The organism is Streptococcus oralis (assembly GCF_003943385.1).
Taxonomy (GTDB): domain Bacteria; phylum Bacillota; class Bacilli; order Lactobacillales; family Streptococcaceae; genus Streptococcus; species Streptococcus oralis_CA.
In genome coordinates, this window is the sequence record NZ_RJPI01000012.1 from 57,942 (window position 1) to 74,241 (window position 16,300).

At 39.5% G+C, this 16,300-nt stretch carries 13 protein-coding genes; all 13 read right to left on the reverse strand.

The genetic code is table 11. The features are described from left to right. Positions 1–2 precede the first annotated feature (2 nt). Positions 3–524: a dihydrofolate reductase family protein gene (locus D8803_RS08565; RefSeq protein ID WP_000301974.1), complete on the reverse strand. Its 522-nt coding sequence runs from the start codon at positions 522–524 to the stop codon at positions 3–5. A gap of 8 nt (positions 525–532) precedes the next feature. Beyond that, positions 533–1,297, reverse strand: coding sequence for a nucleoside phosphorylase (locus D8803_RS08570; protein WP_131200842.1), 765 nt, complete (start codon positions 1,295–1,297; stop codon positions 533–535). A 125-nt stretch (positions 1,298–1,422) separates the two neighbouring features. Then, positions 1,423–2,040: a serine O-acetyltransferase gene (cysE, locus tag D8803_RS08575; RefSeq protein ID WP_061417432.1), complete on the reverse strand. Its 618-nt coding sequence runs from the start codon at positions 2,038–2,040 to the stop codon at positions 1,423–1,425. A 15-nt stretch (positions 2,041–2,055) separates the two neighbouring features. Then, complete coding sequence (gene pnp / locus D8803_RS08580; protein ID WP_131200843.1) at positions 2,056–4,269, reverse strand: polyribonucleotide nucleotidyltransferase; 2,214 nt, start codon at positions 4,267–4,269, stop codon at positions 2,056–2,058. A gap of 365 nt (positions 4,270–4,634) precedes the next feature. Continuing rightward, positions 4,635–5,501 (reverse strand): methylenetetrahydrofolate reductase [NAD(P)H], encoded by an 867-nt coding sequence (metF, locus tag D8803_RS08585; protein ID WP_131200844.1) that lies wholly within the window; start codon positions 5,499–5,501, stop codon positions 4,635–4,637. A 94-nt stretch (positions 5,502–5,595) separates the two neighbouring features. Next, positions 5,596–7,845 carry a 5-methyltetrahydropteroyltriglutamate--homocysteine S-methyltransferase gene (gene metE, locus D8803_RS08590; RefSeq protein WP_131200845.1) on the reverse strand — a complete coding sequence of 750 codons (2,250 nt, stop codon included), beginning with the start codon at positions 7,843–7,845 and terminating at the stop codon, positions 5,596–5,598. 352 nt (positions 7,846–8,197) lie between these two features. Then, a complete protein-coding gene (locus D8803_RS08595) occupies positions 8,198–8,491 on the reverse strand; it encodes a helix-turn-helix domain-containing protein (RefSeq protein ID WP_131200853.1) in 294 nt (97 codons plus the stop codon). Positions 8,492–8,677: 186 nt separating this feature from the next. Next, positions 8,678–9,043, reverse strand: a complete 366-nt coding sequence (locus D8803_RS08600; protein WP_131200846.1) for a TIGR02328 family protein — start codon at positions 9,041–9,043, stop codon at positions 8,678–8,680. Then, positions 9,027–9,431 carry a YbgA family protein gene (locus D8803_RS08605; protein WP_131200847.1) on the reverse strand — a complete coding sequence of 135 codons (405 nt, stop codon included), beginning with the start codon at positions 9,429–9,431 and terminating at the stop codon, positions 9,027–9,029. Before D8803_RS08605 ends, D8803_RS08600 begins: the two co-directional genes overlap by 17 nt. A 102-nt stretch (positions 9,432–9,533) precedes the next feature. Then, entirely contained in the window at positions 9,534–11,141 is a 1,608-nt protein-coding gene (locus tag D8803_RS08610) for a type I restriction-modification system subunit M (protein WP_131200848.1), read from the reverse strand. Positions 11,142–11,164: 23 nt separating this feature from the next. Further along, complete coding sequence (locus D8803_RS08615; RefSeq protein ID WP_131200849.1) at positions 11,165–12,757, reverse strand: TIGR04141 family sporadically distributed protein; 1,593 nt, start codon at positions 12,755–12,757, stop codon at positions 11,165–11,167. A 13-nt stretch (positions 12,758–12,770) separates the two neighbouring features. Next, the gene (locus D8803_RS08620) at positions 12,771–13,997 is read right to left on the reverse strand and encodes a restriction endonuclease subunit S (RefSeq protein ID WP_131200850.1); all 1,227 of its coding nucleotides are present in this window, start codon (positions 13,995–13,997) and stop codon (positions 12,771–12,773) included. Between the two features lie 15 nt (positions 13,998–14,012). Then, a partial coding sequence (locus tag D8803_RS09985; protein WP_131200851.1) for an AbiH family protein occupies positions 14,013–16,300 on the reverse strand: 2,288 nt, incomplete at its 5' end.

Here is a 16,300-nt window from a genome sequence, read left to right on the forward strand (position 1 = left end):
CTCTATTTCTGACTTTTTCGGCTGAAAACCAGCTCTGCAAAAGGGCCAAATTGTCTGAGGCTATCCAGTTGGTAAAAGCGCTGCCCTTCCTCTTGGGTAAAGAGGGGAACCCCCTTTCCTAGGATAAGGGGCGCTATCTGAATAATGAGGTGGTCGAAAAGATCCGCATCCAAGAGCGGTCCTACCAAGGAATTACCACCAATCACAAAGACATTTTTTCCTTTGTCAATCTGGTGGACAAAGTCCACCACATCCCCAGCTACTGGCTGGTAATTGCTGACAGGCAGGTGCCTATCATGCGTAAAGACATAGTTTTCCGTAGCTTGATAAAAACTTTCTACATCTTGCAAATCTTGGATTTCCTCAAAGGTCCGCTTGCCCATGATGGTGATATCCATTTGCCTGTAAAAGTCATCATAGCCTGTATCCTCTACAGAACCAAGCTGATGCAGCCAGTCTATCCTGTGCTGGCTGTCTGCCAAGTAGCCATCCATGGTGATACAGCCGTAAAAATATACTGCCATTCTTGTAGTTACCTTTCTAGTTCCTTTGCTATTGTCAAAGCGATAGTGAAAAAAGTCATGGCATCAGCTGTCCGCTCTTCATGTCTTGCATCCCACTCATGATTGTGATGGTCAACATAATCAGCCGTGTAGAAAAACTGATAAACCTTGGCTTGTCGAAATTGACTCCAAGCCATGATAGCTGAAGCTTCCATATCCACCACTTTGGCTCCAGCAGCCAAGCGACGCTTGACCTTATCAGGCGTTTCCCGATAAAAGGCATCAGTCGTCCAAGACTTGGTGCGGATATGCTCGATATTGTGCTTATCAAAAATGGCTTCCAGCTTAATCAACAGGGATTCGTCATAGGCGACTTCATCACCCGGTGGAGCATAGTGGTAGCTAGTGCCTTCATCTCGCAAAGCAGCAGCCGGCAGGATAATCTTGTCCGCCTCAATTGAGCGATCCAAAACGCCACAAGAACCTAGAATGATGAAATTCTTGAAGCCTCTGGCCGCCAACTCCTCCAGTTGGCCAATCACTGATGGAGCTCCAATAAGCGCAGTCATGACCGCAACTTGATTTCCATCATAATTATATACATACCAAGGGAATTGACCGTTAAGATTTTTTAAATAGCCTCCTTGATAGACTTTTTCTGACTCAATCAAACGTTTCAGAATTTCGCCATTAAAGGACAGGATGATAGTTTCACAAACCTCACCCTTGTCCATAATCTGCCTATCTGTTGGCTCAACAACCCCAGCTACATCTTCGAATTCCTCTAATAACATAACTTCTCTTTCTTTAGGACTTCAGCAAAGCCTCTTTCATCTTTTCTATTGGGTTACAGTTTGCTAAAGCATTCCTTGACAAGACCTCCGTAAGATGTCTTGTTACTGTTCAAAACAAGTCTTTCTTAGAGCTCCGACGAATGGTGGCTGGCTTCGCGGGCATGCTCCAGCTTGTCCAGATAATATTCTCGCTGTTCTTCCACCTCGTGGATGGTCGGCTCGTCTTTCTGACCGTGGACGCGCACAATCTTGGCAGGGATTCCAACTACGGTCACATCACTAGGCACATCTGCCACAACAACTGCTGCTGCACCAACTTTGGCATTTTCGCCGATTTCCACCGGTCCAATAACTTGGGCATGAGCCGATATGAGAGCTCCCTTTCGAACGGTCGGATGGCGTTTGCCAACATCCTTCCCTGTTCCACCAAGTGTCACTCCGTGATAGAGAAGAACGCCTTTTTCAACAATCGCGGTCTCTCCAATCACCAGACCTGAACCATGGTCGATAAAAACACCTGAGTCAATCTGGGCACCCGGATGAATTTCGATTTGGGTCCAAAAGCGCCAAAACTGACTGTGCATTCGAGCCAGGAGTTTGAAGCCATGATTCCAGAGAAAATGCGAGAGACGGTGAGCAGCTAAGGCCTTGACACCTGGATAAGTCAGCAAAACTTCCAAACTGTTGCGTGCCGCTGGATCATTTTCTTTTACAATATCAATGGTTTCGCGCCACCATCCCATACATTTCTCCTTTTCTTATTCTGAATCTTTTGGTGTTTCTGTAACTTCTTTCTTAGGTTTGTGGTCCTTGTGATGACGTGGACGGTGAGGTCGCTCAGACTTTTCGCCTTTTTCATCATGCTCAGGTTTTGACGGACGAGGAAGAAGAGCTTTCATAGAGGCATCGATACGGCCTTTTTCATCAATCTTGATAACCTTAACATCGACTTCATCACCGATAGCTACCAAATCCTCGACACGGTTGGTACGAGTCCAAGCCATTTCAGAAATGTGCACAAGTGCATCTGTCTTATCAAAGAGGTTGACAAAGGCACCAAATTTCTCGATACGAACAACCTTAGCATGGTAAACTTCATCCACTTTGGCTTCACGAACCAAACCAGCGATAATTTCTTTAGTACGATTGATGGCATCTTGGTCGCTAGAGTAGATAGATACATTACCTTCTTCGTCGATATCAATCTTAACGCCTGTTTCAGCGATAATCTTGTCGATGGTTTCTCCACCCTTACCGATGACAATCTTGATCTTGTCGACATCAATCTTGATAGTATCAATTTTTGGAGCAGTTGGAGCCAATTCTGGACGCACTTCTGGAATAGTCGCTTCGATGACATCAAGGATTTCAAAACGAGCTTTCTTGGCTTGAGCAAGGGCTTCTGTCAAGATTTCTGCAGTAATTCCTTGGATCTTGATATCCATTTGAAGGGCTGTAATCCCGTCACGAGTACCGGCAACCTTGAAGTCCATGTCTCCAAAGTGGTCTTCCAAACCTTGGATATCTGTCAATACTGTGTAGTTATTTCCGTCGGAGATGAGACCCATAGCAATACCAGCTACTGGCGCCTTGATTGGCACACCACCAGCCATAAGGGCAAGAGTACCCGCACAGATAGAAGCTTGAGAAGAAGAACCATTTGATTCCAAGACTTCTGCTACCAAGCGGATCGCGTATGGGAATTCTTCCAAACTTGGCAAGACCTGAGCAAGAGCACGCTCACCAAGAGCTCCGTGACCGATTTCACGACGACCTGGTGCACCATAACGACCTGTTTCACCTACTGAGTATTGCGGGAAGTTATAGTGGTGCATAAAGCGTTTCTTGTACTCTGGGTCCAAACCATCGATGATTTGAGTTTCTCCCATCGGAGCCAAGGTCAAAACTGAAAGGGCTTGAGTTTGCCCACGAGTAAAGAGACCTGAACCGTGTACACGAGGTAGGAAGTCAACAACCGCATCCAAAGGACGGATTTCATTGACCTTACGACCGTCAGGACGAACCTTATCTTCTGTGATCAAACGGCGCACTTCAGCGTGTTCCATTTGTTCCAAAATTTCAGCCACATCACGCATGATACGGTCAAATTCTTCGTGGTCTGCATATTTTTCTTCGTAAACAGAGGTTACTTGGTCTTTAACTGCTTGAGTTGCAGCTTCACGAGCCAATTTTTCTTCTACTTGGACCGCTTTTTGGAGGTCACTGTTGTGGGCTGCAATGATTTCAGCCTGCAAGTCAGCATCTACATGAAGCAATTCCACTTCTGCTTTTTCCTTACCGACTGCAGCAACGATTTCTTCTTGGAAGGCAATCAATTCTTTGACAGCTTCGTGTCCTTTCAGAAGGGCTTCCAACATGATTTCTTCTGACAATTCTTTGGCACCAGACTCAACCATGTTGATAGCGTGCTTGGTACCAGCTACTGTCAATTCAAGAAGAGATTGCTCTGCTTGTTCTTGACTAGGGTTGATGATGATTTGGCCATCTACATAGCCCACTTGTACCCCAGCAATAGGTCCGTCAAATGGAATATCTGAGATAGAAAGAGCCAAGGATGATCCAAACATAGCCGCCATTGGAGCAGAGGCATTTTCATCATAAGAAAGAACCGTATTGATGACTTGCACTTCGTTACGGAAACCTTCCGCGAACATTGGACGGATTGGACGGTCAATCAAACGCGCTGTCAAAGTCGCATCTGTTGAAGGACGTCCTTCACGTTTCATAAAGCCACCAGGAAACTTCCCAGCCGCATACATTTTTTCTTCGTAGTTGACTTGAAGAGGGAAGAAATCCCCAGTTGCCATCTTCTTAGACATTACGGCAGCAATCAAGACAGTTGACTCACCGTAACGAACAACAACCGAGCCATTTGCTTGCTTAGCAACCTGACCAGTCTCTACGATTAACTCACGACCCGCAAAAGTCGTTTGAAACACTTGTTTAGTCATTTTAATCCCCTTTGGATTGATGAAATTATACGCCTTGCCTACAAAAATCAGGATACAAAGGGCGTAAAGAATTCCGTATGAAAATAGGAGATTGACGCAGTGTGCGATGCACACCAGGAAATCTATCTTTTTCACTAGGAATTTAGCCCGTGTTCAACTATCTAAATACTTTGAAATATCTAAGAATGATATTCTCTAGAATCTGTCTATTTTTGTTAGATTTAAATTGCTAAGAATCTATTATACCCTCATCTTTGTATCAAGTACGTACAGAGTCTATTTTATCATATTTTTCTTAAAAAGTGCGGGCTTTTCTATTAAAAAGGAACCATCCCCCTCGCTTGAGAAGAATGGTTTGCTTTTTATTACCCTAGAGACTGATGATTAAACAAGGCATGGGTTGCTTGGTGGATGTATTTTGCTGTTTCAGCATTGTTCATGGTGTAGAGATGCACACCTGCGACATCCTGGGTTACCAAGTCCACGATTTGGTCCACTGCATAGGCAAGTCCTGCTGCTCTGAGCGACTCAGGGTCATGCTCATACTTGTCTAAGATAGCTTTAAATTTGCGTGGAAGGTGGATATTCTCACACGTTTTCAAGAGACGAAGCGCTTGATTACGGTTAAGAATAGGCATGATCCCCGCATGAATGGGAACATCAATCCCTGCCAAGGTACACTTATCTTGGAAATCATAGAAGCGCTCATTGTCAAAGAAAAGTTGCGTTACGAGGCTTGAACAGCCTGCATCCACTTTCTTCTTGAGATTTTGAATATCCAATATCTGGTTTGGTGAGTCTGGGTGCCCCTCTGGATAGCAAGCGCCAACAATATCAAAGTGAGGGGCTTGTTCCTTGATGAATTCGATCAAGTCCGTTGCGTAGCGGAAATCCTTTTGTGGTTCCACATCAGGGATAATATCCCCACGTAGAGCCAAGATTTTTCGCACACCAACCTTGTCCAAGTCCGCAAGTGTCTCTGCAACCTTCTCCTTGGTCAGATAGATAGCTGGCAAGTGGGCAATAGTTGGGATCGCTAAGTCATTCTGGATAAAGTCAGCCAAACGAACCGTTGTTTCCTTGATATTGAATTTATTATTGCTGGCAGTCACACTGATAAAGTGTGGTGTCAGCTCCCGCATATCCTGCAAGGCTGAAATAATTTTATCATTACCCACAGCTGGGTTTGGAGGGAACACTTCAAATGAAAGTGACGGCGTTTGGCGTGACATAGTCATTATCCTTTTCTTTTTGATTTCATGATTGCTGAGGCGGCTAGGGCCAAGCACTTCCTTGATCAGTCAGCGTCAAGAGAGAAATCCTATCTTACAATTTCTCACGCACAGCTTTTGCTGCTTCGACAAGGCGGATCAAGCTTTCTTTTGTTTCTGGAATACCACGTGTTTTCAAACCACAGTCAGGGTTGATCCAAACTTTCTTGCTTGGTACTTTAGCAAGGATAGCTTCGATAGTGTGGTCGATTTCGCCTTCGTTTGGCACACGAGGTGAGTGGATATCGTAAACCCCAGGTCCCACTTCTGTTTGGAAGTTTTTCGCTTTGAGTTCGTCCAAGATTTCAAGGTTTGAACGGCTTGCTTCAAAGGAAATAACGTCCGCATCCATGTTGTCGATGGCTGGGATGATATCTGTAAATTCTGAGTAACACATGTGGGTGTGGATTTGTGTGTCTGGCGCTACTGTTGAGTGTACCAAGCGGAAGGCAGGAATAGCCCAGTCAAGGTAGTCTTCGTACCAGTCGCTACGACGGAGTGGCAATTTCTCACGGAGAGCAGCCTCGTCGATTTGGATGATTTTCACACCAGCAGCTTCAAGGTCAAGAACTTCATCCTTGATCGCAAGAGCAATTTGAAGAGTTGAGTCTTTGATAGAGATGTCTTCACGTGGGAATGACCAGTTAAGGATGGTAACAGGTCCTGTCAACATACCTTTAACAGGTTTGTCAGTACGGCTCTGTGCGTAGCTAGACCATTTGACAGTGATTGGGTTGAGACGAGTAACGTCACCCCAGATGATTGGTGGTTTCACCCCACGCATACCGTAAGATTGTACCCAACCATTCTTAGAGAAGAGGTATCCTGACAAGTTTTGACCGAAGTACTCAACCATGTCGTTACGCTCGAACTCACCGTGTACCAGCACGTCAAATCCAACTTCTTCTTGCCATTTGATCCATTCGTCGATGGTTTCAGCAAGGAAGGCATCGTACTCTTCTTGGGTCAATTCACCCTTACGGTAAGCCAAACGTTTAGCACGAACTTCTTTAGTTTGAGGGAATGAACCAATGGTTGTGGTTGGAAGAGCTGGAAGTTTGAAAGTTTCTTCTTGGATAGCTTCACGTTCAGCAAAGGCAGGCAAACGAGTGTAGTCAGCGTCTGTCAAGCCAGCAATACGGGCACGAAGTTCCGCATTTTCACCCACACGTTCAGCTGCGAAGAGTTCTTTGTTGGCTGCAAGAGCTTCCGCACCTTGACCGTTGCGGATAGCATCCAAGTCACGGATTTCATCCAATTTTTCAACTGCAAATGCAAAGTGGTTCAAGATTGCTGGTTCAAAATCTTCATTAGCTGTTGTAAATGGTACATGAAGAAGTGAGCATGAGCTAGTCAATACGATGTTTTCAGCTGGGATTTGCTCAAGAATAGCCAAGCTCTTTTCGTAGTTGTTACGCCAGATGTTTTTACCATTGACGATACCTGCATAGAGAGTCTTATCAGCTGGGAAACCACCTTTAACGAGTTCAAGAGTTTTCTTACCTTCAACGAAGTCCAAACCGATGGCATCTACTGGCAAGTTCACAAGGTCAGTGTAGACATCACGAACATCACCGAAGTAAGTTTGAAGCAAGACTTCAAGACCTTTTTTGTCAGCCAAGAGTTTGTTGTAGAGGTTCAAGAAGAGAGCTTTTTCTTCAGCTGTCAAGTCTTTTACAAGAGCCGCTTCGTCGAGTTGGATGCGAGTCGCACCAAGCTCCGCCAATTTAGCAAAAACTTCTTGGTAAGCAGCTACAAAGCTATCTACGAAGTCTTCTGCTTTCACACCTTCTTCAAAGTCTGACAATTGAAGGAAAGTGAATGGTCCTACAAGGACTGGACGAGTGTTCAATCCAAGTTCTTTTGCTTCTTGGAACTCATCAAAGATCTTGTGACCTGCAAGTTTGACTTGAGTGTCTTTTTCAAATTTAGGCACGATGTAGTGGTAGTTGGTGTTGAACCATTTCTTCATCGGAAGGGCACGCACGTCCCCTTTTTCTCCTTGGTAACCACGTCCCAAAGCAAAGTAGCGCTCAAGGTCAGACAAGTCCAAGTTTTGAACGGATGCAGGTACCACGTTGAAAAGGAAAGCTGCATCTAAGAAGTTATCATAGTGAGAAAAGTCATTTGATGGGATTTCAGTGATGCCTTTTTCTTTGACAATGTTCCAGTGTTTTGCACGCAATTCTTTAGCCGCCGCCAAGAGTTCTTCTTCTGAGATTTCTTTTCTAAAGTATTTTTCAGTTGTAAATTTTAATTCGCGGAATTCGCCCAAACGAGGGAAACCGATGATTGTAGTTGACATGATGTGTCCTCCAAAATTTGTTGTTGAAACTATCTTAACAGAAAAGAAACTGTCTGTATAATTGTAAATAATTAGGCTTTGATATAGTTTGAAACTATATCACTCTTTTAAACTAAAGAAAAAGACTTGAGACTTATGTCTCAAATCCTTTGTATTGCTTGTTTTGTGGCTGTATTTTAGTTGGAATGCTCAAACAAGCTATTGACGATTGATATAAGTGACTATGACTTGTTATTAGAAAAGACTATAGGTTGGTTTTCTTTTGTAATTCTGATATTTCCCTGAAAAAGTGCGGACGGGAGGTAAAATTGTTCTGTGGATGATTTTAGCAAACCAAGTAATCTCATCTCTATCAACTTTTTTCCTGTTCAAGTGGGACGACTGCTAGTGTCTTTCCTAAACTGGCTAAGACTTTTAAGACCGTATCCAACTGAGGACTAGTCTTTCCTGTCTCCATCCTAGCTATGACAGGCTGGCTCACTCCACTGAGTTCTTCTAGTTTTTTCTGACTGATCCCTTGCTCATGTCTAGTCTCAATTAACTCACTCATGATAGCCACTCGCATATCACTTTCAAGAATTTCTTCCTTGGTAAAGAGTTCTGATCGAACATCCTTCCAATTACTCCCAATGGCACTATTCTTCATCACTTAACCCTCTTTCTTTTATTTCCTTCAGTTCACGCTTGGCTTTTTTTAATTATAACTCAAAAGTTATTAAAAGTAAATCCTAATATTCATAAAAAGGAGGCCTTAGAAAAATTCTAAAGGTCTCATCTTTATTATTCGAAAAAATTACGAGAAGAGTTATAAATGTGGAGCTAATCCTGACTCTTACTCCAGCTCAATCCCCTTCTCTCGGAGATTAGCCAGACACTCCTCGTAGTATTCTGCATTATGCTCACTATAGACGGGATTATCTTGGTTCTCCTCAGGCAAGTCTTCATAGGGAGGGCAGGTTTTGCCACGGTAGTCCTTGTCCAGCCACTCTGGACTGACATTGTAGCCACGGCCAGCCATCTCCTCCATGATCAAGCGATGATAGGCATAGAGACGATAGGGCGAGTGGGTAAAGACATAGTCCACTGTCGCATGCTTTCTGCCCCAACCATTACCACGCAGGGCGCAACACTCTCGATGTTGCCCCAAAAGTTGAGGACGGGGAAGTTGTGAAATCAAAGCTTCATGCCAAAGTCTCATGGGAGTCTCCTTTCAGTAAAGTCGAATGTTGCAAGTATCTATTTGGATAGCGATCAAGCAAGTCTCGAGTTTTAGCGATCAAGTCTTCCTTGGAAGCCTGACCAAAGCGGTAGCGATCTAGCAAGAGCATATAGTCCTTACGCTCGGCATCGGTCGCTTTCTTTTTGAAATAGCCCCAAATATGCTGAAAGGCATTGCAAACCTGACCCCTGTGTTCTGGGATTTGACAGGCACGGTCAATCATCTCTTGAATCTGACTCAGCTCCACTTGTTCATTCTTCAAGTATTGGCGAATCTCATTGTAAATATTGCTAGAATGACTCAAAACGAGATATTTGTTTCTAGCCCAAAGTTGTTGGCACTGGGATTTTTGGTTAGTTTGTTCCATGTTTCTCCTTGTTTTCTATCCGTTTCCAGGAAATATGGAAACAAAGTTGTATCTAAAAAATGAGCGAATTATGAGCGGAATATGAGCGAATCGATTACGCCATCACCCTTTAAAATCTGCCAAGAACTGTTTGAGCTCAGCATCGGCTTCTGGTGTGGTTCCGTGGAGTTGATCGAGCATTTCGAGTAGAGAAGCTGTTTGGCTTTCGATAGCTTTATTTGTGTCGTTAATATTGCTGACGATATCAGTTAGTGGTTCAACTTCTTCTTCCTCAAAGGTATCTACATAGCGAGGGATATTGAGGTTATAGTCATTTTCGACAATTTCTTCATAGCTCGCCAGATGGGCAAACTTATCCATCTCCTCACGAGACTTGTAGGCTTCCAGAATCTTCTCGATATGGGTATCCGTCATGATATTCTGATTTTTCCCCTTATCAAACTCCTTAGAGGCATCGATAAAGTAGACATCACGATTGGTACGGTTCTTCTTGAGAATGATGACCGTGGTCGGAATGCTGGTATTAAAGAAGATATTGGCTGGTAGACCGATAACCGTATCAATAGCTCCTTCTTCTAACAAGGCCTTGCGAATGGTTCCTTCTGCATTTCCACGGAAAAGAACACCGTGAGGAAGGACGATAGCCATGACTCCATTATCCTGCTTGAGGTGGTAATATCCATGCAAGAGGAAGGCAAAGTCAGCCTTGGATTGGGGCGCTAGTTTCCCAAAAGGAGAGAAACGAGGGTCATTCAGGAAGCCAGAGCTTGCTGACCACTTGGCTGAGTATGGAGGGTTCATGAGAACACCGTCAAAGTTGGTTGGCTCTTGGGTCGGCCAGTCTTCGTCTAATGTATCAGCATTGTGAAGGAATTGATTCTCAACTGGAACACCGTGTAGAATCATGTTCATCCGAGCCAGGTTATAGGTCGAAGTATTGAGCTCCTGACCGAAGTAGACCACCGTCTGCGGTTTATGAGAGTATTTCTTGGCATTGAGCAAGAGAGAGCCAGAACCCATGGTCGCATCATAGATGGTAAAACCTTGCTGGTCCTCACGACCTAAAAAGGCAATCTGAGTCATGAGTTTAGCAACAGGTTGAGGCGTATAGAACTCACCAGCCTTTTTACCCGAGTCAGTCGCAAACTGACCGATTAGATACTCATAGGCATCCCCCAGCATATCACCCGCATGACCAGCCACATCTAGCACAGCCAACTCCTTCATGACTGCCGCCACCGTTTGGTTTTGCTTTTGAGGAGTTGCCCCTAGCTTTTTAGAGTAGAGGTCGATATCTTCAAAGAGATTTTCATAGAGGTCGTCGCTCTGCTCGATATCACGAAAACCTTGAGCCAAGTCTTCCAACTGGAAAGTCCCCTCATTGACACGTGCTACTAGAGCCGTAAAGGTCAACTCAGGCTTGATGATATAATTGAGTTCGTCCTTCATAACTGCAAGAAGATCCTCATGAGTGTCCGCATCCTCATAGTAGTTGCGATAGACCTCAAGGGCAGCCTCAAGACTATCTGTCCCTTCTTCCATGGTCTCCGCCACGAAAAAGAGCATCTTATCTGACAGATACTTGTAAAAAACCATGCCCAAGAGATAGGACTTGTAGTCATTGGCATCCATCTTAGAGCGGAGAACATCCGCTGAGTTCCACAGAGCTTGGTAGAGCGACTGGGAAGTTTGTGTTGTTTCTTTAATCATAGATCTAATTTTTTTCTTTCTTTTTAAACTACTGGAATTTTTAAAATTGAATATTTAAATCCCATGCTTTTTAATTGTTGAATCGCATTGAATAAATTAACCATTGAAAAGAATGGTAATATATCAGAATTTTTTACTCCTCCTTTTACTCGTTTATCTAAAATTGCAAATACAATTTCCAGCTCATTATTTGTCTCTGACAGATTCAGTATTTTACAACCGCATTTTTTATTAATGAATTTTTTCATTTTAATATCCTGAGCTAAAATAGTGGCAGACACAACACCCTGAGAAAATAAATGACTTAATTTTGACGAAGAACCTCCTTTTTTTACATGAATTAACTTTTTGTCTTTGGTCACAATATCTGCCACTTCAACACTACTTCTTCCATAGCTATCCCCATGATACATTTCTTTATCCAATATATAGTAATCTGGATGACTTGCAGAAAATGCTTTATTAAAATCTCCTTCACTCTGTCCATTAGAAGCTAGGAGAACAATTGGAAGCATAGTATCCACAATATTATCAATTTCAGTTTTTATAGTATTAAAAAATTTTTTATTAATTTTATACCAAGAACCATAACATAAAATATATTTTTCTTTGTTATAATCTATTTCGAAAATTAATGATGAATATAAGCTTCCAACTATTCTTTCCTCATCTGTGTCTTTATATTTGGTAACTAATTTATTCCGTTTTAAAGACGATATAAAAGAGCTATTTGATTTATTTTTTCCTATTGTTGAGAAATATGCATTCGAATCAATTTCAATTGAAAACTCTTTTTCTCTTTTTCCAGTTCCAGTAAGAAAAAAGCCTTCTATATTCTCCCAATCAAGTAAAGTATTAGGAGCAATGGTTGGATAGTTCCCCGTTGTTATCTCTAGGTATAATTGATTATCTAAATCGGATTTTAAATTTTTTTCTCTCACTTCCAAGATATTATCAAGCCATGAAAAACCATTGTTTTTATAATCATCTTTTTTATAACTATTATAATAAAAATTAATACTGTCTTTGATATCAGTTATGTTCATCTTTCGACTAGCTACTAAACTATCTGTTCCTACAAGAAAGGATGCTACACTCTCCAAATCAGGTGCTCCTGAGACAGACTGTAATAGATTTTTCCTAGTATCTAAATCAAATATATCTTGAGAAGCGTAAATTGAACTTTGTCTTTGGGATGAGACTATAACATCTTCAATACTAGTTATATTCATACTTCTTATTTTATCTTTATCAATTAGATTTGCCGCTACTTTCAAACCAAAATTTCTAACTATTTTTAAATCATCTAACATTGATCTGCCATAACCATAAGTTATACTAAAGAACCTATTTCTTAGCTTCACTACAACCACGGCTTTATTTGGAACATTTTCAGAAAACTTTATTTTTAGGGCAGATAGTTGATTTAAATCATCCTGCCAAGAAGGCAGTTTAGGATCTGATTTCTGAACAAATATTTTCCCATTTAGTCCAATTTTACTATTTAATGGGTATTCATCATACTTAATCTTATCTTTTAGACAGTCTTCAAATTTTTTAACTGATTTGCTATTAAGAAACAAAGAAATTTGAGTAGTTTTTAATCTTTTCGTCATAGTCTCTCCAATCTTAAATAAACATATCTTTCAAGAGTTTCTTTTTCAAGGTTTCAAGCTGAGAAATTTTTTCCTGGTGAGAGTTGATGAGGTTATCAAGATTAGAGAAATAGGACCCAATGGCTTGTTGTTCATCGAGTGACGGAGGAATTGGGATACGAATATTTGCAAAGTTATCATAAAAAAGATATTCCCTCACACTCCCCTCCGTATTCCTTCTAACTTCTTTATTAAACTCAAGTGATTTTATAAACAGTAGCGCGTAGTTGTTATTTATTGACTTATCTAACAAAAATATGACATATAGAGAACTTACAATCACTATCTCACCTAAATCATTAAATGCAATGGATCCAACATTTATACGAGCTGGATTATATGCAAACTCGTTTGGTTCAACTATCTTATATGAAGTTTTTTCAAGATTTTCTAAACGACTTCCTTCAAATTGTTCCGATTGAGGAATCAACCCGCTCTGATTACTAACTGAATATGCTGGATAATCATATCCTTTGCTGTTTGATTTGCCTCTTTTAGTACTTATACTCTTAAATTTTTTTATTTCCCACTCACCTTCAAAGCCATCTAAACGAATTTCAGGAACAGTCTGTCCAGCTTTGGGAAACATTTTGGCAAGCATGGTCGCCTTGAGTGATTGGTAGTTGGTGAGATTATCCTTGTATCTCGCCAGAAGGTCATCGAAAGTGTTGAAGAGGGAGCCAATGGCAGATTGTTCAGAGAAAGATGGAACGCTCATTTTCGTACTTTTCAATATTGCACTAGATAAATTTCCAATCGCTCCATTTCCGCCTTGTACAAATTGTAACACTCTTTTATACTCATTTGAACTCATCCAAGCATTTACGAAGTAGTTCTGCTCAGTTTTAAACAATAACATAAAACCACCATGGACAACTATTTCATCACCTGGTAAATTTTTTATAATTGCATGTTTTCCGACTAGCTTAGTGGATCCATTAGCTGCAGTTACTAAAATATCTCCATTGCTTACTCGGGGAATATTTATCACATCTTTACTTACAAACACATCATCATCTGCTATCACGAAGGAATCATCTACTATGTTCGAGCTTCTTAAAACCCGTGCTCCCTTACTTCTTACGTCGTTTGGTTTATAGGTCAGACCTCTTCTTACTTCTACTTGAGATAATAACGAAGACGTCCGCCAATAATCGTTAAAATTATCAAATCTTAAAATAGGTAAGATTTTCTCTTCCATTTATTTTTTCTCCATTCACAAACTATATTTTTCATGTAGAGTAGTCGCAAATTTCCTTATTGCAGTATTAAGTTCTTGTTTATAGATCAATTTAATTTTGTTATTCTTGAGAGGATACTCTTCATAATTTGCTGTGTCTTTTAGAGCCGTTTCTCCAAATTGTTTTTCATTTTTATTTTCAACATCAAAATTTAGTACATAAAAAGTCAACGCTTGGCTATCAACTGCCCATGTTTTAGCAAATTCATTGATTTCTTTTTCAATGTTTTTTGCCTCAACATAATTTGCTTCATCTACATTTTCGGAGTGTTTTAATTTATTTTCAGAAATATACTTTAAAATCGCATCAAAGACATCATTTTTTGTTTCAAAAGATATTTTTTTAGTATTAGTATTTTCTCGATTATCTTCAATACTTTCTTCTCCCCTACTTATCTTATGATTATTTATATAAGTAAAGCCTAAAGTATCTTTCGAGTCTTTGTCTTTCTTATTTTCTATATTTCTAATCTCCTCACGCTTTTTATCATTTGCTTCTTGCTGTATGTTTTGTGCTTCAACCCACATATTTAACAGTGATATCTCTTCGCCATTATATGTAATATATCTAAGATTAGGAACAACATCAAATATTAATTTTTGACTATCATCAAAAACTGATATTTCTATTTCAGTCAGATTGGACAAATACTGGGTTTTATCTGTTTGATTATTATCATCAAACTTAAATAACGAAGAAAATCTACAAGTATCTGTCTCTCCTTTTATTTCATTTGTTTTCTCTGACAAAGATACACCAAGCAATTTTAAACATCTAATTTTTGGCGAGAGAATAATTCCAGTGATAATTGGATCCACATCTACTTCCTGAGCNTCAAGAATGAATGTTGACACATTGGGAAAGTAAATATCGTAACCAAACTCACTATTTTCTGGATAATCCAATTCAATATAGCGACTATTACTAACAAAATTTAGCAAAGAATAATCTATCTTAATATTTTCATTTTCACGAATTATTATTTTTTTCAAAGTGTTACTAATTATATTTTTAGAAGCAATGATATTTACCATATGTTCCTCACTGATATTGTTTTTACACATTTCAAAATATTCAATAGTCTGAAACTGACTGATATCAATCTCAACGTTTTCAACACCATCACAATAAATTACACAATTACTAATTTTTATTTTTCTACATTTTTCAGTACTTGAAATTAAATTTTTTAGCTTCTCAATACTTAACGATGAGTTTGTAATTTCAATAGATTCACTATTTTTTATACATTCAATAAACTCTTTCATATCAAATAATTCATCCAAAAGTAATCTATCATCAGATTTTGCTCCAACTCCATCAATTATTACATGAAGTTTTTCATTGTATGTTTCTTTTATATCTAAAAAACTTAAAATCTTTTTTAAAGATTCGCACTCTATAATACTCGATATTTTTAAATATTGAAACTGGTTGAATATAAAAAGTTTATTAGTCAGAATGAATTTGTCAAAAGGATATATTATCGGCAAAGATACATTGAACATTCTTTTCAATAATTCAATATCATTATTGTCCAGCTGAATTGAAGTAGTATTATTGCCTCCAAATTCTAAATTTTTCTTACTATCTTTAACCAAAATATCATAGAATGGTACTAAAACTATTTTTTCTAAGATATCGGTATTCAAAATTTTATTAATCTTTTGTAATTTGATTAGATAATCATTACCAAAATAAAACAAATAAATTCTTTTTGATTTTTCAAATATTTTTGACAAGAATGGCAAATCACTTCCATAAATAGAGTGACCAATAATATAGGTATCAACTGAATTTTTCTTATATTTCTTTATTTTCTCTATCAATTGACTCCGTTTCTCAAATAAAGACGTATCTTTTTTTATTCGAATCAGTTTGTCATTGTCCATAGAACCTGGAACATTAAACCCACTGTACTCTTCATTCCCAGTGAATCCACCTCCAAAAATAATGTTCTTATCAAATAAAGATCCGTGTACTTGAAAGTATTTTTGATTGCTATTATTCCCAGTTTGAACTAAGTTTAAATCATATAAAGTACTTGTATAATTAAAGTTAATTACATCAGCATNTTTAAATATATTTTTATAAACCTCATTAACTACCAAACTGCTTTTATTATTTCTTTGAACTCTGTATGAATTATGCCATTTCTCGTAAAAATCAGACAAATAGGACGAAAATAAGTCTTCTAACTCTTTAAGATACGCATTTATTTCGGTAACACTATATATACTCCTGATTTCATCATCACTATTAT

Coding starts and splice junctions, on each gene's coding strand:
- D8803_RS08565 (WP_000301974.1), bottom strand. CDS start 524: ATGGCAGTATATTTTTACGGCTGTATCACCATGGATGGCTACTTGGCA.
- D8803_RS08570 (WP_131200842.1), bottom strand. CDS start 1,297: ATGTTATTAGAGGAATTCGAAGATGTAGCTGGGGTTGTTGAGCCAACA.
- cysE (WP_061417432.1), bottom strand. CDS start 2,040: ATGGGATGGTGGCGCGAAACCATTGATATTGTAAAAGAAAATGATCCA.
- pnp (WP_131200843.1), bottom strand. CDS start 4,269: ATGACTAAACAAGTGTTTCAAACGACTTTTGCGGGTCGTGAGTTAATC.
- metF (WP_131200844.1), bottom strand. CDS start 5,501: ATGTCACGCCAAACGCCGTCACTTTCATTTGAAGTGTTCCCTCCAAAC.
- metE (WP_131200845.1), bottom strand. CDS start 7,845: ATGTCAACTACAATCATCGGTTTCCCTCGTTTGGGCGAATTCCGCGAA.
- D8803_RS08595 (WP_131200853.1), bottom strand. CDS start 8,491: ATGAAGAATAGTGCCATTGGGAGTAATTGGAAGGATGTTCGATCAGAA.
- D8803_RS08600 (WP_131200846.1), bottom strand. CDS start 9,043: ATGAGACTTTGGCATGAAGCTTTGATTTCACAACTTCCCCGTCCTCAA.
- D8803_RS08605 (WP_131200847.1), bottom strand. CDS start 9,431: ATGGAACAAACTAACCAAAAATCCCAGTGCCAACAACTTTGGGCTAGA.
- D8803_RS08610 (WP_131200848.1), bottom strand. CDS start 11,141: ATGATTAAAGAAACAACACAAACTTCCCAGTCGCTCTACCAAGCTCTG.
- D8803_RS08615 (WP_131200849.1), bottom strand. CDS start 12,757: ATGACGAAAAGATTAAAAACTACTCAAATTTCTTTGTTTCTTAATAGC.
- D8803_RS08620 (WP_131200850.1), bottom strand. CDS start 13,997: ATGGAAGAGAAAATCTTACCTATTTTAAGATTTGATAATTTTAACGAT.